This is a genomic window from Lachnoclostridium sp. An196 (assembly GCF_002160135.1).
Classification (GTDB): Bacteria; Bacillota; Clostridia; order Lachnospirales; family Lachnospiraceae; genus Hominiventricola; species Hominiventricola avistercoris.
The window spans coordinates 246,997-267,589 of sequence record NZ_NFJZ01000003.1; the positions used below are offsets into that span (position 1 = coordinate 246,997).

Consider the following 20,593-nt stretch of genomic DNA (forward strand, 5'->3'; position numbering starts at 1 on the left):
ATTTCTGTCGGATAATCCGATGAAAAATGCGGAAATGGCCGTGGAGGACGATTATGGCATGATTGACGGTGTTATCAACAACGGTTCCAGGGAGCCGACGGTAGCGCAGTTGGAGCAGCAGGCCCGCAGCGGCCAGCCCATTTCACTCATGGACTTGGCGGCAGCCACTCATCGGGAGGAACGGGATAAGAAGAAGTCCGTTATGGAGCAGCTGAAAAGTCAACCCAGGACGGAACACAAAAAGAAAGCGCCCCAAAAGAGCGCGGAAAGGGAGATTTGATATGGGAAACTTCACCTTTGAGGAAATGAATCTGATGTGTATTTACAATACTGGCAGCCGCACCGGGCTGATTGACAGCCTGAGCGAGATGCGCGGCGAAATTTCGCCGGAGGAAACGGAGCTGCTGGTGTTGACCGACAGCACCCTCTCTAAGCTCCGTGCCATGACCGATGATGAATTTGCTGTGCTGGAGCTGTATCCGGATTTTGACGAGTAAGCAGCACACATAAATACCTGAATGGGGCGGCCTTTTTGAGCCGCCCCATTTCTATCATTCAAAATGAAGGGAGGACAGAAAACCATGCCAACAAAAGCAGAAATGTATGCGCAGATGGTAGATAAGGTGGCAACGCAGCTCACCGGCAGCTGGCAGGAGTGGGCGGCTTTTCTTACCACCGCATCCCGTCTTTATAAATACCCGTTCCATGAACAGCTGATGATCTACGCCCAGCGCCCGGACGCCACCGCCTGTGCCGAGTACGACCTGTGGAATGATAAGATGGGCCGGTATGTCCGGCGCGGGTCTAAGGGCATTGCGCTGGTAGACGATTCCGGGGACAGACCCCGTTTACGCTATGTGTTCGATATTTCCGATACCGGAACCCGTGAACATTCCCGCACCCCTTGGCTGTGGCAGCTGGAAGAACAGCACATGATTCCGGTGGAGGCCATGCTGGAGCGTACCTATGGGATCGGCGGGGATGATTTCGCCCAGCAGCTCACCGATGTGGCCCGTAAGCTGGCGGATGAATATTGGGCGGAGCATCAGCAGGACTTTTTCTATATCATTGACGGTTCCTTTCTGGAGGAGTACGATGAGTTCAACATCGGAGTACAGTTTAAGGCAGCCGCCACCGTCAGCATCACCTACGCCCTGATGTCCCGCTGTGGACTGGAGCCGGAACGCTACTTTGACCATGAGGATTTCATGGCAATCTTCGATTTCAATACCCCGGCTACCATCGGGGCGCTGGGAACAGCGGTCAGTCAGATCAATCAACAAGTGCTACGGCAGATCGGCGTCACCGTCCGAAATGCAGAGCGCGAGGCCATGCCAGAAAGGAGCCAATGGGATGAACAACACCTTAACCTACACCAAGAACGGGGATTACCTGATTCCCGACCTGAAGCTGAGCGAACAGCAGTCGAAGCCCCTGGGCAAGTACGGCAGGATGCGGAAATCGTATCTGAAGGAACACCGCCCGATTCTTTACAACCAGTTGCTGATGAGCGAGAAGCTGTACCCGCACCTCATCGAGATCGACGAGACAGCCCAGACCCGTCTGGAACAGATGATGCCCCAGCTGGCGAAGGAGGCGGGCGCAACAGAGAAACTGAAAGCAGCCGATCCGATGAAGTGGGTGGGCCTGATGAACACCTGCAAAGCGCAGGCCGAGGAGATTCTTCTGGCGGAGCTTATCAACAGCTGACCTTAGACCTGTTCCTCTCCGAAGCAGAACAAATCCAAAAGATAGATGAAGCAGAGAATGTTACAAACACATTCCCTGCTTTTTCTTTTGCCCAAAAGGAAATTGACCATGTGCTGCGGCTGGGCGGCAACACCGACCATCAGCGGGAGAGGATCGTTGCTGAATTTGAAAAGCAGAAGCCCGTTTCAGAAATTGCCGCTTCTCTGCAAGCGCTCTATCATGGCGGCAATGGTATAACAACCAACACCGGCAGTATCACGGCCTGGTACACCGAGGAGGGCATCCGCCTTTCCCGTGGAAAATCTGCCCGTTACGATAAATCAGCCCAAGTCATCTCTTGGGAGAGTGCCGCTGAGAGCATCGGGGAACTTCTGGAATCCGGCCAGTTTACCACCAATGTGGAGTTGACCGAAGCGGCAGGCTATGAACGATCCCTTCTGGCGTCAAAGCTTTGGAATCTTTACCACGATTTCAGCGATGAGGCCAGGAAAGCAGGGTATCTGAGTAGCCTTGCACAGATTAAAGGAAACGGGTTCCCGGAGGAAACCAAATGGCTGACCGAACAACTGAAAAGCCCTGATTTCAGGCAGACCCTGACCGATGAATATGCCGCCTTTTGGACCGCATACAGTCAGGACCGTGACCTGCTTCGGTTCCATTACCACAGACCGAGAGAAATTTGGGAAAACCTAAAGGACTTGTCTTTGCCCCGCAAGGAATTTGCAACGGATATGGCAGAGGTTCCTTCGGTCAAACACTTTATCACCGAGGACGAGATCGACACCGCCATGACCGGCGGCAGCGGTTTTGAGGGCGGTAAGGGTCGTATCTTCACATTCTTTCAAGAACAGCATACTGACAAGGAAAAGGTGGAGTTTCTCCGAAAGGAGTACGGTATCGGTGGACATTCCCATGCCCTGTCCGGTGCAACCGGTAGTGGAGAGGATCATGACGGAAAGGGACTGCACTACAGGAAAAGCGATTGCTCGGATGTTCATTTCACCTGGGAGAAGGTCTCTAAGCGCATCACCGATCTTATCAAAAAAGACCGCTATCTGACCGTACAGGAGCAGGCCGAGTACGAGAAAATTCAAGCAGAAAAGGCGCTGGCTGAAGCGGATGCCGTAAAAGAAGAAAATAAGACCGCCCCTGCCAGCTGGGAATACAACGCAGTCAAGGAACGCCATCCCGATGATCTGGTGCTTTATCAGGTGGGAGATTTCTTTGAGCTATACGGTGAGGATGCCAAAGAAGCTGCCGCAGAGTTGGAGCTGCATCTGACCACCCGCCCGGTTCCGGGCGCAGGCCGCATTGAAATGTGCGGGATTCCGGCACACCAGCTGGAGCAGTATGTGGAACGGCTGCGGGATAAGCATGATGTGACAATCTCTGCTGTCCCAGAAGGCGGCACGGAACATCAGGAGTATTCTCTGCGCTCCATCGACCATGAGGCGGAGCAGACCATCAATGCCCACGAAGCCGAATTTGGTGCGGACGGAACCAGAGTTTTCGGAAATGGTGAAGCAGAACCCGCAAAGCCTACCATCCGGGAGCAGTATGAGCAGTATAAGCCCATTGTGATTGCTGCCATTACTGAGGATGTGGCCTATCGGAATGCCTGCGGTCATTCTGACCGGGAAAATGCTGTGCTTGAGGGCAACGCGGCGGTGCGCCGTGCCATTCTTGGTTCCGGTGATATGGAACTGATCCGGCTGTTTGTCGATGTACCGGAGTTTCGTCAGCGTCTGCACCGGGAGGTCATAGAGGAAACCTACCCCAAATTACATGAGCTTCTGCGACCACTCTCTCAGGATGATATTGACAATGCCATTCGTGCATGGAACGGTGATATTCAGAGCAAACACGCGGTTGTCCGTTACATGAAGGATCATGCGCGGGAAAAGGATACCGCTGCATGGTTGAGCCATGCGTATGGCGGCAGCGACAACAAGAGCTTGTTTGTTGTCCGAACCGGAAGCCCGGAGGAAATGGAGCTGCCGTGGCCGAAGGTACAGCGTCGCATTGCTCAGCTGATTCAGGAGAACCGCTTCTATACCCAGGCCGAGCAGGGTGCCCTGGATGATATAGACCCGATTGCCATTCGGGAGTCCTTGGCAGAGCGCGGTATCGTAGACGGTCAGGTGGTTGATGCTCAAAAGCTGGATGATGACCCATTTATCCAGCGGGTGATGGCCGATGCAGAGCAGCTTGCTGCTGAGGAAGAAACGCCGGAGCCGCGATTTTCTGTTACGATCACCAGCGACGCATTTCCCGACCCGGAGGATGCCTTTGCCATTTGGGATCAAACGATTCACAACTATTATGCAAGCGGCGATGGAACTGTGCCGACATTCCCAGATAAAGCAACCGCGCAGAATTATCTCAATCATCTGATACTCCAAACGCTTAATCCGGATTTGCGGGAGGTACTGACCGGAACCGGTGGTCTGCTGGATGCCACAGAAAAAGCAATTATCGCCCAACACTTCCATGACGGCGAGGATAACGCTCAAATCGCCCATTATCTGGCAGGAGCTTATATTGGCACAGCGGAAACGATGGAGCTGCAGACCGGAGACACCGCAGATTATTTTGTTTCCACCGGTGGTTTTGAAATCAATATCCACGACAAGTTTAACACCACTTTGGGGATGAACTGGCAGGATGCCGCCGCTGTTTTGCGCGCTCTGTATGAACTGGAACAGGACGGCTTTTCTCATGGAACCTATACCGCTGAGCCGGTAACAGTCTATCCGGGCGATAAGAACAATCTGCCTTATGATGTGGTCGTGGAACGGCTGCACGTTGAGAAACCGGAACCGCCTGCACCGGAGCCGGAGAAAACCCCAGATGAAGTTTTGGACGAACATCCCATTTCCATTCAGGTCAACGGCGAATGGCGAACCTTTCCCAATGCCGCTGCTGCCGAGGATGCCGCTTATGAAGAATACAAGGCCAACATTCGCCGGAACGCGCAGAACTTCCGCATTACCGACGATCATCTGGGCGAGGGCGGTCCGAAAGCCAAGTTTCAGGCCAACATCAATGCCATTCAACTTTTGAAGGAGCTGGAGGCTACCGGCCAGCAGGCCAGCCCGGAACAGCAGCAGGTGCTTTCCCGCTATGTGGGCTGGGGCGGTCTGCCGGATGCCTTTGACCCCTCTAAAGAAAGCTGGAGCAAGGAATATGCCCAGCTGAAGGAATTGCTGACCCCAGAGGAGTACGCCGCCGCCAGAGGTTCCACCCTCAACGCCCATTACACCAGCCCTACGGTGATCCAGGCTATCTATGAGGCCGTAGGCCGCATGGGATTTGAGACCGGCAACATTTTGGAACCGTCCTGCGGTGTGGGTAATTTCTTTGGGATGCTGCCGGAGCGTATGGCAGGAAGCAAGCTGTATGGTGTGGAGCTGGATCCCATCACCGGACGGATCGCAGAACAGCTTTACCCCAAGGCCAATATCACAGTTGAAGGCTTTGAGACCACGGACCGCCGGGATTTTTACGATCTGGCGGTGGGCAATGTTCCTTTCGGTCAGTATCAGGTCAACGACAAAGCCTATAACAAGCTGGGCTTCAACATCCACAACTATTTCTTTGCAAAATCCTTAGATCAAGTGCGCCCCGGCGGTGTGGTTGCCTTTGTCACCAGCCGGTATACGATGGACGCCAAAGATTCCACTGTGCGCCGGTATCTGGCCCAGCGCGCTGAGCTGCTGGGAGCCATTCGACTGCCCAACAATGCGTTCAAGGCCAATGCCGGAACCGAAGTGGTTTCTGATATTGTCTTTCTGCAAAAGAGAGACCGCCCGCTGGATATTACGACGGAATGGACGCAGACCGGTCAGACGGAAGATGGGTTTGCCATCAATCGCTATTTCCTCGACCACCCTGAAATGGTGCTGGGCAGACAGGAGCCGGAAAGCACCGCTCATGGCATGGACTACACCGTAAATCCCATTGAGGGCTTGGAACTGTCCGACCAGCTGCACGATGCTGTAAAGTATATTCGTGGCACCTATCAGGAGGCTGCGCTGCCGGAGCTGGGAGAGGGCGAATCCATCGACACCTCTATCCCCGCTGACCCCGATGTAAAAAACTACTCCTATACCGTGGTGGACGGCGAAGTGTACTTCCGGGAAAACAGCCGCATGGTGCGGCCTGATCTCAATGCCACCGCCGAAGCCCGTGTAAAAGGCATGGTCGGTCTGCGGGATTGTGTTCAGGATCTCATTGACCTTCAGATGGATGCTGCCATTCCAGACAGCGCCATCCGAGAGAAACAGTCGGAGCTTAACCAGCTTTATGATAATTTCTCTGCCAGGTATGGCCTTATCAATGACCGTGCTAACCGTCTGGCCTTTGCCGATGATTCCAGCTACTATCTGCTGTGCGCGCTGGAAATCATTGACGAGGAAGGAAAGCTGGAGCGCAAGGCGGATATGTTCACCAAGCGCACCATCAAACCCCATGAGGCTGTGACCTCCGTGGACACGGCAAGTGAAGCCCTGGCTGTCTCTATTGCGGAAAAAGCCCATGTGGATATGGCGTACATGGAACAGCTGACCGGCAAGACCGGGGACGAGCTGGCCGCTGAGCTTCGCGGCGTTATTTTCCGTCTGCCCGGTCCTGTACCTGAGGGGGAACGCCCTCATTATGTGACTGCCGATGAATACCTTTCCGGCAATGTGCGCCGAAAGCTGCGGCAGGCACAGCGGGCGGCAGAAAAAGACCCCGCCTTTGCGGTCAATGTGGAGGCGTTGGAAAAGGCTCAGCCCAAGGATCTGGATGCTTCGGAAATCGAGGTTCGCCTGGGCGCTACCTGGATCGACAAAGAGTACATCCAGCAGTTTATGTATGAGACCTTTAACACCCCGTTTTATCTCCAGCGCAGTATTGAGGTCAATTACACACCCTATACCGCCGAGTGGCAAGTCACCGGCAAAAGCTCCGTTTCTTACAACGATGTGGCTGCCTATACCACCTATGGTACAGACCGGGCCAACGCCTATCGGCTGCTGGAAGATGCGCTGAACCTCCGTGATGTTCGTATCTATGACACGGTGGAGGATGCAGACGGCAGGGAGCGCCGGGTGCTGAATGCCAAGGAGACCACTCTGGCAGCGCAGAAACAGCAGGCGATCAGGGATGCCTTTCGGGATTGGATTTGGAAGGACCCGGAACGGCGGCAGACGCTGGTGCGCCAGTACAATGAAGAAATGAACTCCACCCGGCCCCGTGAATACGATGGCAGCCATATTAGATTTGGAGGCATGAACCCAGCCATCACCCTGCGGGAGCATCAGCTTGGCGCTATCGCCCATATCCTCTACGGCGGTAATACGCTGCTGGCACACGAAGTGGGCGCGGGAAAGACGTTCGAGATGGTGGCCGCCGCTATGGAATCCAAGCGGCTGGGGCTTTGCCAGAAGTCCCTTTTTGTCGTCCCGAACCACCTGACCGAGCAATGGGCGTCGGAGTTTTTGCGGCTTTACCCATCCGCCAATATCCTTGTGACCACGAAAAAAGACTTTGAGACCCATAACCGCAAGAAGTTCTGCGCCCGGATCGCCACCGGAGATTATGACGCTATCATCATTGGACACAGCCAGTTTGAGCGTATTCCCATCAGCCGGGAACGCCAGGAACGGCTCCTCTACGAGCAAATCGACGAGATTACAGATGGAATCGCAGAGGTGGAAGCCAGCGGTGGGGAGCGTTTTACCGTCAAGCAGTTGGAACGCACCCGGAAATCCTTGGAGGCCAGATTGGAAAAGCTCCAGGCGGAGGGGCGCAAGGACGATGTTGTGACCTTTGAGCAGCTGGGAGTGGACCGGCTGTTTATCGACGAGGCACACAATTACAAAAACCTGTTTTTATACACCAAGATGCGGAATGTGGCGGGGCTTTCTACCACCGATGCGCAGAAATCATCGGATATGTTCGCCAAGTGCCGCTACATGGATGAGATTACCGGCAGCCGGGGCGTTGTCTTTGCCACTGGAACCCCTGTCAGCAACAGTATGACCGTGCGCCCGTAAGGGGCTGTAATAATCTTACCTTGAGCAAGTAATAGGGCAAGGTATCAAAGCGGAATAATCCGCACCCTATCGTCACCCGACTTATCCAAAAGGGGAAACCCGATGGGGAGTGTAGCATGTCGGAGGGCACGAAACACGGAAACTTCCAAAGTGTTTGCGTGGTAGTGGCGAAAAGTTATGAATAAGGATGAAAGCTAAACTGCCTGAATGACAGTCGGAGATTGGGCAAAATGTTGCTCCATGCGTAAGGAAGTTATACTCGCATGTACTCTGGTGGATATGAGTCGGCCATGCGTATCCACAAGATACCCAGAGTAAATCAGCCATAGGATAATGGAAAACGACGAACGTCACATCCGAAATCATAACAGGCTTATGTTATTACAGTTCTAAACGGGGATTGCCTAAGGTAAAATGCCGAAAATCGGCTATGAGTGCTATGAGAAAAGTGACTCTGAATATTTACTATGGCAACAGAGTCTCCGTAGTAGTCCGAGGACGGGAAAGCCGTCCACATGGCGAAGGGAGACAGTCTTTCTTCAATACAAATAATAAGGAAAGGTGCGTGAGGCATTATGAGAAGTCCCGAAAATGTATTGAAAAGTTTAAGTGAAAAAGCAAAAAACAAAGAGTACAGGTACGAGAGATTATACCGTAACCTGTACAACCCAGAGTTCTATCTGCTTGCATACCAGAATATTGCGACCTCTCAGGGGAGCATGACGGCAGGTGCAGACGGATTCACTCTTGACGGTATGAGCATGGAGCGCATTGAAAAGCTCATTCAGAAGCTGAGAGACCACTCATACCAGCCGAACCCTGCAAGGCGTGTTTATATTGCGAAGAAAAACAGCAGTAAAAAGCGCCCATTGGGGATTCCGTCAACGGACGATAAACTGTTACAGGAAGTTGTCCGTATGATACTTGAAGCAATCTATGAGCCGACATTCTCTGATAATTCACATGGTTTCAGACCGAAAAGAAGTTGCCACACAGCGTTAAAAGAAATCGTAACGCTGTTCACTGGTGCAAAGTGGATAATCGAAGGAGACATTAAGGCTTGTTTTGACAGCTTCGACCACCATATCACAATACAGCTTTTGAGAAAGCGCATAAAAGATGAAGCGTTCATATCGCTGATGTGGAAGTTTCTAAGGGCAGGATATATGGAACAGTGGACATACCATGAAACGTACTCCGGCAGTCCACAAGGCTCCGGTGTCAGTCCGATACTTGCCAACATCTATCTGAATGAACTTGATGAGTTCATGGCAAGGATGAAAAAGAGTTTTGACAAAGGCGATACAAGAAGCCGTAAAGTCCACAAAGACCATGATAAGGTACGCTGGGCTTATCGGAAAGCGCAGAAAAATCTGGAAATAGAGCGCACAGAAGCAAACCTAGCAGCATTTAAAGAAGCAAGGAAAGTGATGTTGTCCACACCACATTTAGACGAGATGGATGAGAATTACAAAAGACTTCAATACAACCGTTACGCTGACGATTTCCTGATTTCAATAACAGGTTCAAAGCAGGATGCTGAAAATATCAAGGAACAGGTAAAGATATTTCTAAAAGACAAGCTAAATCTCACAATGTCGGAGGAGAAAACTCACGTTACCCATTCCTCTGAAAAGGTGCGGTATCTTGGATACGACATAAGAATATCAAGAAGTCAGGACACAAAGCGGACGAAAAAAGGTCTGCAACGGGTGTGGTATGGAAAAGTGCAGTTATATATGCCGAAAGAAAAATGGATTGCGAAACTGCACGAATACGGTGCGTTTAAAATCAAAAAAGACGAAAACGGCAAAGAGATTTGGAAGCCACTCCACAGAGGGGCGCTTATGCCATTAGACGATGTGGCAATCATCAGTAAATATAATTCTGAAATCAGAGGATTGTACAATTATTACAGGTTAGCAATCAATGTATGCAATCTGGGGAAATTTCATTCTATCATGCGTGGAAGCTGTTTAAAGACGTTGGCGGCAAAATATAATTCTTCTGTTATGAAGATGTATAAGAAATACCGTAGCGTAAAGGGCGACTTTGGCGCAGATTACAAAACCAAGAGTGGAACAAAGCGGTGTGAGTTTTACAATGAAGGATTTAGGCGTAATAACAATATCGCACCTGAATTTGTAGACATTATGCCGAAATACAGAGGGCAGATAAAACCGAATAGTCTTGCAGGACGTTTAAAAAGCGGACAATGCGAGATGTGCGGAGCAAACCCCGTGAAAGTGTATATGCACCATGTAAAGCGCTTAAAAGATTTGAACGCTGATAATGAATTTGATGAACTGATGTTACTGAAAAGGCGGAAGTCATTGGCTCTCTGCCCGAAATGCTACGAAGAAGCAAAGACAAAATCACTTAAACTATGAAAGATGGCGAGCCGTGTACATCGAGAGGTGTAAGCACGGTTCTGGAGGGGGTTACGCCAAGACCACGGACGAAAGGAAGTATGGCGTGGCGTTTCCTACCTTATGAGCTTTACACCATGCAGCGGTATCTTCAGTATGACCGTCTGCAAGAGTTGAGCATGACCCATTTTGACTGCTGGGCCAGCCGTTTCGGGGAAACCGTCACGGCGCTGGAGCTGGCACCGGAAGGCACCGGCTACCGGGCGCGAACAAGGTTTTCCAAGTTCTTTAACCTGCCGGAGCTGATGAACCTATTCAAAGAGGTAGCGGACATCAAGACTGCCGATCAGCTGAACCTTCCTACACCGGAGGTGGAGTACCACAATATCGTAGCCCAGCCTACCGAACACCAGCAGGAGATGGTAAAAGCCCTTTCGGAGCGAGCATCCGCAGTACACAGCGGATCGGTTGACCCATCCGTGGACAATATGCTCAAGATCACTTCGGATGGCCGCAAGCTGGGGCTGGACCAGCGGATCATCAACCAGCTGTTCCCGGACGAACCCGGAACCAAGGTCAACCAATGTGTAGATAATATCCTGCAAATCTGGCGGGATGGCGAGGCGGATAAGCTGACCCAGCTGGTTTTCTGCGACATCTCCACGCCCCAGGCAGCCCCGTCCAAAAAGGCGGCCAAAGCGCTGGATAACCCCACCCTTCATGCGCTGGAGGAAGCTGTGCCGCTATCGGAGCCGGAACGGGCCTTTACGGTCTATGAGGACATCCGACAAAAATTGATTACCCAGGGGGTGCCCGCCGACCAGATTGCTTTCATCCATGAGGCCAATACCGAAGTAAGGAAAAAAGAGCTGTTTGCCAAAGTCCGTACCGGACAGGTGCGCGTCCTGCTGGGCAGCACCGCAAAGATGGGCGCTGGCACCAATGTGCAGGACCGCCTTGTGGCGCTCCATGATTTGGATTGCCCGTGGCGGCCGGGAGACCTTGCCCAGCGCAAAGGCCGTATCGAGCGCCAGGGCAACCAGAACCCCCTTGTCCATGTGTACCGCTATGTGACGGAGGGAACCTTTGATGCCTACCTGTGGCAGACTGTGGAGAATAAGCAGAAATTCATCAGCCAGATCATGACTTCTAAATCGCCGGTACGCTCCTGTGATGATGTAGATGAAACCGCACTGTCTTTTGCGGAAATCAAGGCCCTGTGTGCCGGAGACCCCCGTATTAAGGAGCGTATGGACCTGGATGTGGAGGTATCCAGACTGAAGCTGATGAAGGCCGACCACCAGAGCAAGCAGTACCGGCTGGAGGATCAGCTGCTGAAATACTTCCCGGAGGAGATTGAAAAGCACAAGGGCTTCATCAAAGGCTTTGAGGCTGATCTGGAAACCCTGTCAGCTCATCCGCAACCGGCAGAAGGCTTTATCGGCATGGAAGTCCGGGGCGATGTTCTGACCGACAAAGAGAACGCCGGTGCCGCCCTGCTGGATGCCTGCAAAGAGGTCAAAACCTCCGACCCGGTGCAGATTGGCAGTTACCGGGGCTTTGATATGTCCGTGGCGTTTGATGCGTGGCGGCAGGAATATACGCTCCTGCTGAAAGGCCAGATGACCCACCGGACCGCCCTGGGTACAGACCCGCGCGGCAATCTCACCCGTATTGACAATGCACTCTCTCAGATGCCCCAGCGTCTGGAGTCTACGAAAGCAAAATTGGATGATCTCTACCAGCAGCAGGCCGCCGCCAGAGAAGAAATGGGCAAGCCGTTCCCTTATGAGGACGATCTGCGGGTGAAATCCGCCCGTCTGGTGGAGCTGGACACGCTGCTGAATCTGGACGGCAGGAGCCGGTCCCAGCCGGAATCCGTAGTTGCCAAAAGTACGCGGCCTTCGGTGCTGGAAGGACTGAAACGCCCGATGCCGCCCCGTAACCCTGAAAAGAAATCAAAACAACATGAGGAGGTGCGATAACATGAATGCCAACGATTTGAATGCGGCTCTTTATGAGAAAATGGCTGCCGAACAGGATCAGTACCGGGACTGGCTGAAAAGCCAGCCCCCGGAGGAAATTTTACATCACGCCTATGAGTACAGTGTCCGGGAGGACATTGTAATGGCTATGGAAGAATTGGAGCTGACGGATGCCCAGGCGCAGGCCCTTTTGGATTCTTCCTCTCCCCTGGCCGATGTGTACCGCTATTTTGAAAAGCTGGAGACTGCACACATGGATGTGGTGCGGGATAGTATTGAGAACCGAGCCGATGATGTATGCAGAGCCAAAGAGGAACTGCGGACAACGACGACTTATTCTCACACTGCCGCCTATGCGTCTGAGCATGGAGAACTGGAACAATACCGGGCTTCCAACCGGGCCAATCTCCAATGCAAGGAGGCTATTGAAGCGGCGGTGCGGGAACATTTTGATGGGATGTACCTTAACCAAGATGCCGCCAAAGGTGTGATTCAGACCTATGGTTTGGACCGGGTTATGCTGGTCTTGGCCAACACCGTCCAGCTTCAGGATTGGGATGGACGCTATTCCCACCGTAATAAGGAATGGGCTAAGACAATTCCTAACTACAACTCCGATACGGTTCGCCGTGGTTATGCGTTGAACAGTCACCCGGCTGTGCTGGACGGCTTTATTGACCTGGTGAGGGAGGAACAGCAGCGCAGCCATACCAAGGGCGAAAAGGCGCAGCAACCCCGAACTTCGGTACGGGATAAGCTCAAACAGGAACCGCCCGCCCATAAGCCTGTCACCCAAAAGAAACGGGAGCAGGAGCGATGACTGCCCCGAACCGCAAGCGGGAGGTGCAGGTAAACTTCCGGGTATCACAGGAGGAGCTGGAGCTGATCGAGCAGAAAATGTCCCAGCTGGGGACAGCCAACCGGGAAGCCTATCTGCGAAAGATGGCGCTGGACGGTTATGTGGTGAAGCTGGAATTGCCGGAGCTGAAGGAGCTTGTTTCCCTTTTGCGCCGGAGCAGCAACAACTTAAATCAGCTCACGCGCCGGGTGCATGAAACCGGGCGTGTTTACGATGCCGACCTGGAGGATATATCCCAGCGGCAGGAGCAGCTATGGGAGGGGGTTAGGGAAATCCTTACCCAGCTCTCCAAACTTTCGTAACAGGGGCATAAACCCTATCTGCGGAGGGAGGAACGGCGTTCTTTTCGCCGCGCCTTCCTCCGCTTTTTCTTTTTGCCCGTATTCTTGCCTTTTACCGGCGCTTGCCGGATAATAAGGGCAGGTAGTAAAGTAATCCGATAAAGGAGTTGAGAGCAAGATGTTGACCTTTGAAAAGGTTTTGGAGATTTTCAAGGACTATCTGGCGTTGGATACGGAGCTGGAGGTCTGCAAGAGCCGGTATGGATATATCCGGGTAGAGTTTAACGAAATTGGGGACATCCTCGATTATTGCAGCGGCGTGGTCTGTCGGACGCCGGAAGAACTGTTTGATGTATTGCTTGATGATTTTCAGGGATATGAGGAAATCAGGCTGACAAAAGGGCGGAGAGACACAACCGAGGATGAATTGGAAGCAATCCGTGTTCTCTGTCAAAGGTATTTGGATCGTCGAGAGGAGGAGATGAAATGACAGTATTTAAGCTACTGCTGAAGATTGTGGTCGCGCCGGTGATAGTGCTGCTTACCCTGTTTGTCTGGACTTGCGTGGCTCTGGTATATGTGTCTGGTTTGGTGCTGGGGCTGGCCAGCATGGTGATTGCCCTGCTGGGCGTGGCCGTTCTGGTGACATACTCTCCGCAAAACGGTCTGATCCTGCTTCTGATTGCGTTCCTTATCAGCCCCTACGGACTTCCCAAGCTGGCTTTCTGGATGCTGAGCAAGGTGCAGGGATTGAAGTACACAATACAAAATTTTGTTTATGGATAAAATGCAGAGTGCAGGAAGTAGTTTTCTTTCCGCACTTTGTCTTGTATAGGCGATTTCTTTAGACAAAATGTTATCTTGGGGTCAACTTGGTGATTATCTTGGAGCGATAAGTGTTTTAGCTGAAAAAGAGTTGCAAAGAAATTTAATCGAATATTTTGCATAAAAAATGCAAAATTAAGTAGTAAATATTGACTTGAGCATTTTTAGCTGTTATAATGGTTACTGAAAAGGCGAATACTGAACATAGGAGGTATTCATTTATGTTGATTCAGTTTACAGTTGAAAATCACAGGTCGATAAAGAATAGTGCCGTAATCAGTTTTGCGGCCTCCAAGGATAAGTCATTTGAAGAATATCTGCTTCATCCTGACGCAAAAAAGACCTTGCTGCCTGCGCTTGCGATTTACGGTGCCAATGCTGCCGGAAAGAGTAATGTGCTGCACGCGATGATGACAATGAAAGAAATGGTGGTAGGCAATGCGGCGAAGGCATCTAAGGGACAAAAGCTGCCGTGGGAGCCATTTGGTGGCATCAAGCAACCGACTACCTTTGAGATCGTGTTTATTTATCAAGGGATTCGTTACACTTACGGTTTCTCTTTTGATGCAAAAAAGATTTATAAAGAGTATCTTTTCCATTGGCCCAATGGCCGGGAGGCTCTGATTTTTTCCAGAGAAGATGGCGTATTTGAGTTCCGTGAAAATATCAATGAGCAAATGACGCTAAGTAACCGGACACCGGACAATAAGCTTTATCTGGTATCCTCTAATGACTGGAATCTGCCTCAGACGGAAAATGCTTATCGGTGGTTTCTTGAAAAGTTAACTTTTTTGATGGAAGAAGAACCGGCCACCTCAGAAACTGTTGCTCAGATTGCCAGTGGCGATGATAAAAAGGCGCGTATCTTAAAGGAGTTGCTTCTTGCTGATCTTGGAATCACCGATGTTGCAATCAAGAATAGTTCAGGTAAAGCACCGGTTATTACAACGACACATCGGATCATTAACGAGGATGGGACAACAGAATATTTCCAGCTTTTAATGGAGCAGGAGTCTGCCGGTACACAACACTTTTTCACCCGAATTGGGGGATGGTTGCAGGCACTTGAAAATGGCGCACTTTTGGTCGTTGATGAAATTGAAGATAGCCTTCATCCCCTCCTGACCAGGCGGTTGATTGAAATGGTGCAGGATAAGGCCATTAACACAAAGGGAGCGCAGTTGATCTTTACAACACATGATGCAATGCTGCTCGACCTGAACTTTTTCCGCAGGGATCAGATTTGGTTTGCAGAAAAGAATGATAAGACTTGTGCAACAGAGCTTTACTCATTGACTTCTTTCTCACCAAGAAAAGGAGAAAATGTGCGTAAGGGGTATCTCCAGGGACGCTTTGGTGCGATTCCTTTTATTGGAGGTGACGCCAGATGAGTAAGATGAGAAAAGAGTATGATCCAAACAAAGTCACACGGCGTAAGCGTAAACCGATCATCTATATCATCTGTGAAGGAAAGGAAACAGAAACGCTTTATTTCAAACATTTTCGTTCACGGAATTGTCTGGTGGATATTATACCGATCTCATCAAAGCACAAAGCTGCCGAGCATTTGGTGAAACACGCAAAATCTTTGATTTCTCAAGCGGACTACTATCCCAAAGACGGAGATCAGCTTTGGTGTGTATTCGACTGCGACGATAATAAAGATTCGGAGCTTCAGGCGGCAGTTTTGTATGCAGAGAAGCACGGGTATAAAATCGCATATTCCAATCCGGCCTTTGAATATTGGTATTTGCTTCATTTTGAAAAACGGAATGGATATTTGAAGGATTCTGCTGCGGTAATCGACATCTTAAAGAGCAAAGGGTATCTGGAGAATTACGGAAAAAGCGTGGATGTTTTTGAAGAATTGCAGGGACATCAGGCAGAGGCCGTTCAATACGCAAAAGAACGGGTGGAGCGATTAAGCAGGGATCAAGTTGCTGTGCTTTGCCGCGACAGCAATCCGGTAACAACGGTCTATGAACTGGTTGAGTTTTTGAATAGTAAGAGAATATAACGTCACCTTTATGGAAGCGTGCATTATGGCAGAAAGCTGTCACTTCAGCGATTGAAATTCGTTGAGTGGCAGCTTTCTTGTTGCATCATAAAGGTATCTACTTGAAAGGGAGGACTTTTCATGGCAACCACACGCATCATGCCGCTGCACATCGGCAAAGGCCGCACGGAAGGTCAGGCAATCAGCGACATCATCGACTATGTAGCAAACCCACAAAAGACAGACCACGGCAAATTGATTACCGGCTATGAATGTGACAGCCGGGTGGCCGATGCCGAGTTTTTGCTGGCAAAGCGCCAGTACATTTCTGCCACCGGGCGGGTGCGGGGAACGGACGATGTGATTGCCTATCATGTCCGGCAGTCCTTCCGTCCCGGCGAGATCACCGCAGAGGAAGCCAACCGGCTGGGAGTGGAGTTTGCCAACCGGTTTACCAAGGGCAAACACGCATTTATCGTCTGTACCCATATTGATAAATCGCACATCCATAATCACATTATCTGGTCGGCGGTCAATCTGGACTGTGACCGGAAATTTCGGAACTTTTGGGGCAGCACTAAGGCTGTTCGCCGGTTGAGTGATACCATCTGCATTGAAAACGGATTGTCCATTGTGGAAAATCCAAAGCCTCATGGAAAAAGCTATAACAAGTGGCTGGGCGATCAGGCAAAGCCTTCTCATCGGGAGCAGCTGCGGGCTTGTATTGACAATGCCCTGGCACAGCATCCCGCCAACCTGGATGAGCTACTGAAGCTGCTTCAGGAATCCGGGTGCGAGGTATCCCGGCGCGGCAAGTCCTATCGCTTGAAGCTCCTGGAATGGGATAAAGTTGCGCGTCTGGAGAGCCTGGGTGAAGGTTACGGTTTGGGGGACCTGCTGGCGGTTCTCTCCGGTCAGAAAGAGCATACGCCTCGGAAAAAAGCGACGCTGCAAGCAGATCCGCCGAAGGTCAATCTGCTGGTGGACATCCAGGCAAAATTGCAGGCCGGAAAGGGTGCCGGATATGCGCGCTGGGCTAAGGTCTTTAACCTCAAGCAGATGGCGCAGACGATGAATTATCTTTCTGAACATAATCTGCTGGAATATGCAGTGCTGGAGGAAAAAACAGCTGCGGTTACGGCTCATCACAATGAGCTGTCGGCGCAGATCAAGGCGGCGGAGAAACGCATGGCGGAGATCGCTGTTCTGCGGACTCATATCATCAACTATGCAAAAACTCGCGAGGTCTATGTGGCTTATCGCAAGGCCGGTTATTCTAAAAAATTTCTGGCTGAGCATGAGGCGGACATTCTGCTTCATAAGGCAGCCAAGAACGCCTTTGACGATATGGGTGTCAAGAAGCTGCCCACCGTCAAAAGTTTACAGACCGAGTATGCCAAGGTTTTGGAGGAAAAGAAAAAAGCCTATGCCGAATATCGGCGCTCCCGTGAAGAAATGCGGGAGCTGTTGACGGCAAAGGCCAATGTGGATCGTCTGCTGAATATGGAGGCGGAACACGATACAGAAAAGGAAAAAGACCATGCCCAGCGGTAAGCCAGGGCATGGTTCAAAGCGTCCAACGGACGCGCAGCCGCAGAATGAAATTCTGCGTTCATGGGGGCTTGGGGGAAACCCCCAACAAGCAGCGCCGGAAGCCGAATGGCTATCCAGGGGCATTGCTTGCCGCTTTCTTTGCAGAAATGAAAAGAGCCAGAGAGGAAACCGTCAAATTTCACTCACTGGCTCAATTCGCTTCAATTTTCTTAGATAGTTCTGTTAATTCCTGCATGGTCTCCTGTGTATGGTGCAGCAGGGTTTCACGCATTTCTGACGGGCAACTGGAATAAAGCATTTTCATCTGGTTGGCTCCCTCATCTTCTGGAGAAACATCCGGATTTATTAGAGAGTCCAGAGAGATGTTCAAAACCTTGGCCAATGCTCTTAAAATCAAATAGGAAGGGTTCATCTGCCCTTTTTCAATGTTGGCAATTTGTTTTACAGAAACATGGCTCAGATCTGAAAGCTCCTGCTGTGTCAGGTCTTTTTTCTTTCGGGCCTCCCGCATTATTTGACCCAAAGCGGTTAAATCGTCAATCGGCATAATCATTCACCTCAATAACATTGTATCGTGCCGATTTGTTTTGAGGAATAACCTTATTATGCCCGCTAAAAGGTATGATAATGCCGATTTTGTAATATAAAAAACGAATAGGGCGCAAAGACCCTTGATATTTTTATATCATGAGTCCTTACACCCTACTATGAGTTTTTATCTTGAGATAATTTTTTTAGGATATATTCTGTTTATGTGAATTACCCATCTGCTCTTTTTCTTGTGTTTTCAGATGCGTTTCCCGCTTATCGGTTGCTTCTTTCAAAAGAGCGTAAGTGGCTGCTGCGGCAGGTACGCCAAGCAACATACCGATTGGTCCAGCCAGATTGCCACCTATTGTGATTGCCGCTAAAACCCACATGGCAGGAAGGTTGATTTTTGCGCCCACAACTTTCGGATAGATTGCATTTCCTTCGATCTGTTGCAAAGTAAGCAGGAAAATAATGAATACCAGTGCCTTAAAAGGATTGACTGTCAGAATCAAAAATGCACCCACAAGTGTAGCAATCCAGGCACCGACATAGGGAATCAGTGCTGTTACCCCAACAAGCGCACCGATCATCGGCGCATATGGTATTCTCAGAATTAACATACCGATTGCACACAGGCTGCCTAAAATTATTGCCTCAGTCGTTTGCCCTGCTACAAAAAGCTTGAAGTTTTTTTCACAGACAGCTGCCACATGAATGCCCCGCTCGGCAAAACATGCTGGAATCCATACACGGACAATTCGGGTGATCTGACTTTTTAATTTCTCCTTATTGGCCAAAATATAAATTGAGAACACAAGACCAATCGCAAAATCGACTGCCTGATTATTTCACGCCAAGGGATCCGGGTCTGAGCTTTGCTCAGACCCACTGATTTTTCTCTCAGACCCAGCAATACGCTTTTGGGATCCACCGGTGTGTTTTTTACCTTTTATGCTTGGCACAGTATTCCCTCATATTGGTGCTGCCAGTTTCAATCCAGAAGGCTGTGTATGCGTAACGGTCTACAATCGCTTCTGCCCGTACTCCTTCGCCCAGACGTTTCACCCAGTCATCCTTGCGGTATTGTGTACAGAAGATGGTAGAGGTTGTATCCGAGCGCCTTTCCATAAGTTCAAACAGGAAGTGGAGTTCCGCATCCGATATGTCAGACACCAGCCACTCATCCAGTATCAGGAGAGGTATCCGGCTGTAGCGTTCAAGCAGCTTCCTTTGATTCCCGGCAACTACGGTGGAGTCCCCATACTCCATTAGCAGATCAGGCAGCCTGACATACCGTACCCTGACATGGTTCAGGCAGGCTTCTTTTCCCAGGGCACAGGCCAGGTAGGTCTTCCCTGAACCGGTAAATCCCTGGAGGATGACGCTCTGGTGTAAACCGATGTACTGGCCACTGAACAGGTTCTCAATGAGATCCCTGTTTAATCCGCGGCTGGCATAGATCACTCCCTGCCGGTTTGCCTGCGGAAAGCGGAGCTTCGCTGACTTGATCAGCCGCTGTATCTTCCCATTGTATTTCTCCTGGTAAATGTAGTCCACCAGCCGCTGCATCCTTTCATCGAAGGGCAGGGCTATTGTCGCAGGATCCGCCTGCTGTACCTCCAGCCCCTTGATTGCCTCGCCCAGATTAATTTCACGCAGCTTGCGCCTGGTTTCTTCATTGATCATCTCTGCCACCTCCGTAATAGCTGCTTCCCCTCAGGTATCCCATCTGGGAATGGCCCTTTGCATCTGCTTTTTTGCGCTCTGCGTAAATCTCATCTTGATTGGATGCAAGGATCGAATTAAGATGGTGGTAACGGGGCTTTTTAATCCCGCTGGTGATGGCAAACTCACAGGCAGCTTCCAGGCGTGCTTCGGAGTATTTGTTGCTCAGTCTCAGGACAGCCAGCGCAGGGTTATAGCCCTGTTCTTTTATGGGAACCCCCTCAAAGATACGGTCAATCGCCTGTGCCGTATAATCGCCGATGGATCGTGCCCAGTTTTTGATCCGGATATCATCCCATGGGGAAAACTTGAACTTATCCGGCATATCTTCCGGATGGGTGGAATACTGGTTCCTCCGGCCAGCCGGGAAGCGGTTATGCGTGGCTATGCGAGCAGAACCGCTGTAGATCTCCACGGTGCTGTCCGTAACCTTTAGGTCAACACTCTTCCTGGCGTACTGGTAAGGACAAGAGTACCGGTTATACTCAAAGACGACATGGTAGTCGATGTTTACCTTCCTTCCATAAACCCACGTGGCGATCTCATAAGGGACAGACGGCAGTGGATGCAGGAACGGCTTCTCATCCAGGTAAGCGTCATAGCGGCTTCCTTCACGTTTCTGGAAACTCTCGTGGTTGAAGCCGTAGAGCTTTTTTGCAACGGCAGCTTTCAGATCCTCAAAGCTGTAAAAAGTCTCGTTCCTCAGCCGTGCGATGA

The 20,593-nt window shown here is 50.7% G+C and carries 17 protein-coding genes and 2 pseudogenes; 14 read left to right on the plus strand and 5 right to left on the minus strand.

Annotated elements, in window-relative coordinates; all coding sequences use genetic code 11:
* Positions 1-19: 19 nt before the first annotated feature.
* Together B5F29_RS17255 and B5F29_RS05730 are read left to right on the plus strand one after the other, a co-directional pair.
* Positions 20-280: a DUF4316 domain-containing protein gene (locus tag B5F29_RS17255; protein ID WP_442911272.1), complete on the plus strand. Its 261-nt coding sequence runs from the start codon at positions 20-22 to the stop codon at positions 278-280.
* Between the two features lies 1 nt (position 281).
* Entirely contained in the window at positions 282-497 is a 216-nt protein-coding gene (locus B5F29_RS05730; protein ID WP_087153700.1) for a transposon-transfer assisting family protein, read from the plus strand.
* A 351-nt stretch (positions 498-848) separates the two neighbouring features.
* On the opposite strand, the gene B5F29_RS16710 is transcribed toward B5F29_RS05730, so the two are convergent.
* On the minus strand, positions 849-1,199 hold the full coding sequence (locus B5F29_RS16710; protein ID WP_242955586.1) for a hypothetical protein: 351 nt from the start codon (positions 1,197-1,199) through the stop codon (positions 849-851).
* Positions 1,200-1,353: 154 nt separating this feature from the next.
* On the opposite strand from B5F29_RS16710, the gene B5F29_RS16715 reads away from it, so the two are divergent.
* The 12 genes and pseudogenes from B5F29_RS16715 (at position 1,354) to B5F29_RS05795 (ending at position 17,620) form a co-directional block, all read left to right on the plus strand.
* Positions 1,354-1,710, plus strand: a complete 357-nt coding sequence (locus tag B5F29_RS16715; RefSeq protein WP_087153701.1) for a TnpV protein — start codon at positions 1,354-1,356, stop codon at positions 1,708-1,710.
* A 788-nt stretch (positions 1,711-2,498) separates the two neighbouring features.
* A pseudogene (locus B5F29_RS17260) lies at positions 2,499-3,041 on the plus strand (hypothetical protein); the annotation flags it as partial.
* A gap of 189 nt (positions 3,042-3,230) precedes the next feature.
* Positions 3,231-7,739: pseudogene (locus B5F29_RS05745) on the plus strand (SNF2-related protein); the annotation flags it as partial.
* Between the two features lie 587 nt (positions 7,740-8,326).
* Positions 8,327-10,141 (plus strand): reverse transcriptase/maturase family protein, encoded by a 1,815-nt coding sequence (locus B5F29_RS05755; RefSeq protein ID WP_002576337.1) that lies wholly within the window; start codon positions 8,327-8,329, stop codon positions 10,139-10,141.
* Positions 10,138-12,105: a helicase C-terminal domain-containing protein gene (locus B5F29_RS05760; protein WP_087153703.1), complete on the plus strand. Its 1,968-nt coding sequence runs from the start codon at positions 10,138-10,140 to the stop codon at positions 12,103-12,105. The genes B5F29_RS05755 and B5F29_RS05760 overlap by 4 nt, the downstream gene beginning before the upstream one ends.
* A gap of 1 nt (position 12,106) precedes the next feature.
* Complete coding sequence (locus B5F29_RS05765) at positions 12,107-12,925, plus strand: DUF3849 domain-containing protein (protein ID WP_087153704.1); 819 nt, start codon at positions 12,107-12,109, stop codon at positions 12,923-12,925.
* Positions 12,922-13,266, plus strand: coding sequence for a plasmid mobilization protein (locus B5F29_RS05770; RefSeq protein WP_002587430.1), 345 nt, complete (start codon positions 12,922-12,924; stop codon positions 13,264-13,266). The genes B5F29_RS05765 and B5F29_RS05770 overlap by 4 nt, the downstream gene beginning before the upstream one ends.
* 157 nt (positions 13,267-13,423) lie before the next feature.
* Positions 13,424-13,735 (plus strand): hypothetical protein, encoded by a 312-nt coding sequence (locus tag B5F29_RS05775; protein WP_002587431.1) that lies wholly within the window; start codon positions 13,424-13,426, stop codon positions 13,733-13,735.
* The gene (locus tag B5F29_RS05780) at positions 13,732-14,031 is read left to right on the plus strand and encodes a CD1845 family protein (RefSeq protein ID WP_002587432.1); all 300 of its coding nucleotides are present in this window, start codon (positions 13,732-13,734) and stop codon (positions 14,029-14,031) included. The genes B5F29_RS05775 and B5F29_RS05780 overlap by 4 nt, the downstream gene beginning before the upstream one ends.
* A gap of 260 nt (positions 14,032-14,291) precedes the next feature.
* Positions 14,292-15,461: an AAA family ATPase gene (locus B5F29_RS05785; protein ID WP_002587433.1), complete on the plus strand. Its 1,170-nt coding sequence runs from the start codon at positions 14,292-14,294 to the stop codon at positions 15,459-15,461.
* Positions 15,458-16,087: an RloB family protein gene (locus B5F29_RS05790; RefSeq protein ID WP_002587434.1), complete on the plus strand. Its 630-nt coding sequence runs from the start codon at positions 15,458-15,460 to the stop codon at positions 16,085-16,087. Before B5F29_RS05785 ends, B5F29_RS05790 begins: the two co-directional genes overlap by 4 nt.
* A 120-nt stretch (positions 16,088-16,207) precedes the next feature.
* On the plus strand, positions 16,208-17,620 hold the full coding sequence (locus B5F29_RS05795; protein WP_087153705.1) for a relaxase/mobilization nuclease domain-containing protein: 1,413 nt from the start codon (positions 16,208-16,210) through the stop codon (positions 17,618-17,620).
* 190 nt (positions 17,621-17,810) lie between these two features.
* Here the strand turns inward: B5F29_RS05795 and B5F29_RS05805 are convergent, their stop codons facing one another.
* From B5F29_RS05805 to B5F29_RS05820, 4 genes are all read right to left on the minus strand, one after another.
* The gene (locus B5F29_RS05805) at positions 17,811-18,167 is read right to left on the minus strand and encodes a helix-turn-helix domain-containing protein (RefSeq protein ID WP_016147209.1); all 357 of its coding nucleotides are present in this window, start codon (positions 18,165-18,167) and stop codon (positions 17,811-17,813) included.
* 187 nt (positions 18,168-18,354) lie between these two features.
* Positions 18,355-18,966, minus strand: coding sequence for an AI-2E family transporter (locus B5F29_RS05810; protein WP_242955587.1), 612 nt, complete (start codon positions 18,964-18,966; stop codon positions 18,355-18,357).
* A gap of 127 nt (positions 18,967-19,093) precedes the next feature.
* On the minus strand, positions 19,094-19,837 hold the full coding sequence (locus tag B5F29_RS05815; protein WP_087153706.1) for an ATP-binding protein: 744 nt from the start codon (positions 19,835-19,837) through the stop codon (positions 19,094-19,096).
* The coding region (locus B5F29_RS05820) for a Mu transposase domain-containing protein (RefSeq protein WP_442911271.1) at positions 19,827-20,593 on the minus strand (767 nt) is incomplete at its 5' end. The genes B5F29_RS05815 and B5F29_RS05820, both read right to left, overlap by 11 nt.

Excerpts from the sequence above, each read along its gene's own strand:
- B5F29_RS05785 (WP_002587433.1), top strand. The coding sequence starts at position 14,292 with ATGTTGATTCAGTTTACAGTTGAAAATCACAGGTCGATAAAGAATAGT.
- B5F29_RS16715 (WP_087153701.1), top strand. The coding sequence starts at position 1,354 with ATGAACAACACCTTAACCTACACCAAGAACGGGGATTACCTGATTCCC.
- B5F29_RS05730 (WP_087153700.1), top strand. The coding sequence starts at position 282 with ATGGGAAACTTCACCTTTGAGGAAATGAATCTGATGTGTATTTACAAT.
- B5F29_RS05760 (WP_087153703.1), top strand. The coding sequence starts at position 10,138 with ATGAAAGATGGCGAGCCGTGTACATCGAGAGGTGTAAGCACGGTTCTG.
- B5F29_RS05775 (WP_002587431.1), top strand. The coding sequence starts at position 13,424 with ATGTTGACCTTTGAAAAGGTTTTGGAGATTTTCAAGGACTATCTGGCG.
- B5F29_RS05765 (WP_087153704.1), top strand. The coding sequence starts at position 12,107 with ATGAATGCCAACGATTTGAATGCGGCTCTTTATGAGAAAATGGCTGCC.
- B5F29_RS05795 (WP_087153705.1), top strand. The coding sequence starts at position 16,208 with ATGGCAACCACACGCATCATGCCGCTGCACATCGGCAAAGGCCGCACG.
- B5F29_RS05780 (WP_002587432.1), top strand. The coding sequence starts at position 13,732 with ATGACAGTATTTAAGCTACTGCTGAAGATTGTGGTCGCGCCGGTGATA.
- B5F29_RS05790 (WP_002587434.1), top strand. The coding sequence starts at position 15,458 with ATGAGTAAGATGAGAAAAGAGTATGATCCAAACAAAGTCACACGGCGT.
- B5F29_RS05815 (WP_087153706.1), bottom strand. The coding sequence starts at position 19,837 with ATGATCAATGAAGAAACCAGGCGCAAGCTGCGTGAAATTAATCTGGGC.
- B5F29_RS16710 (WP_242955586.1), bottom strand. The coding sequence starts at position 1,199 with ATGGTCAAAGTAGCGTTCCGGCTCCAGTCCACAGCGGGACATCAGGGC.
- B5F29_RS05805 (WP_016147209.1), bottom strand. The coding sequence starts at position 18,167 with ATGCCGATTGACGATTTAACCGCTTTGGGTCAAATAATGCGGGAGGCC.
- B5F29_RS05755 (WP_002576337.1), top strand. The coding sequence starts at position 8,327 with ATGAGAAGTCCCGAAAATGTATTGAAAAGTTTAAGTGAAAAAGCAAAA.
- B5F29_RS05770 (WP_002587430.1), top strand. The coding sequence starts at position 12,922 with ATGACTGCCCCGAACCGCAAGCGGGAGGTGCAGGTAAACTTCCGGGTA.
- B5F29_RS17255 (WP_442911272.1), top strand. The coding sequence starts at position 20 with ATGAAAAATGCGGAAATGGCCGTGGAGGACGATTATGGCATGATTGAC.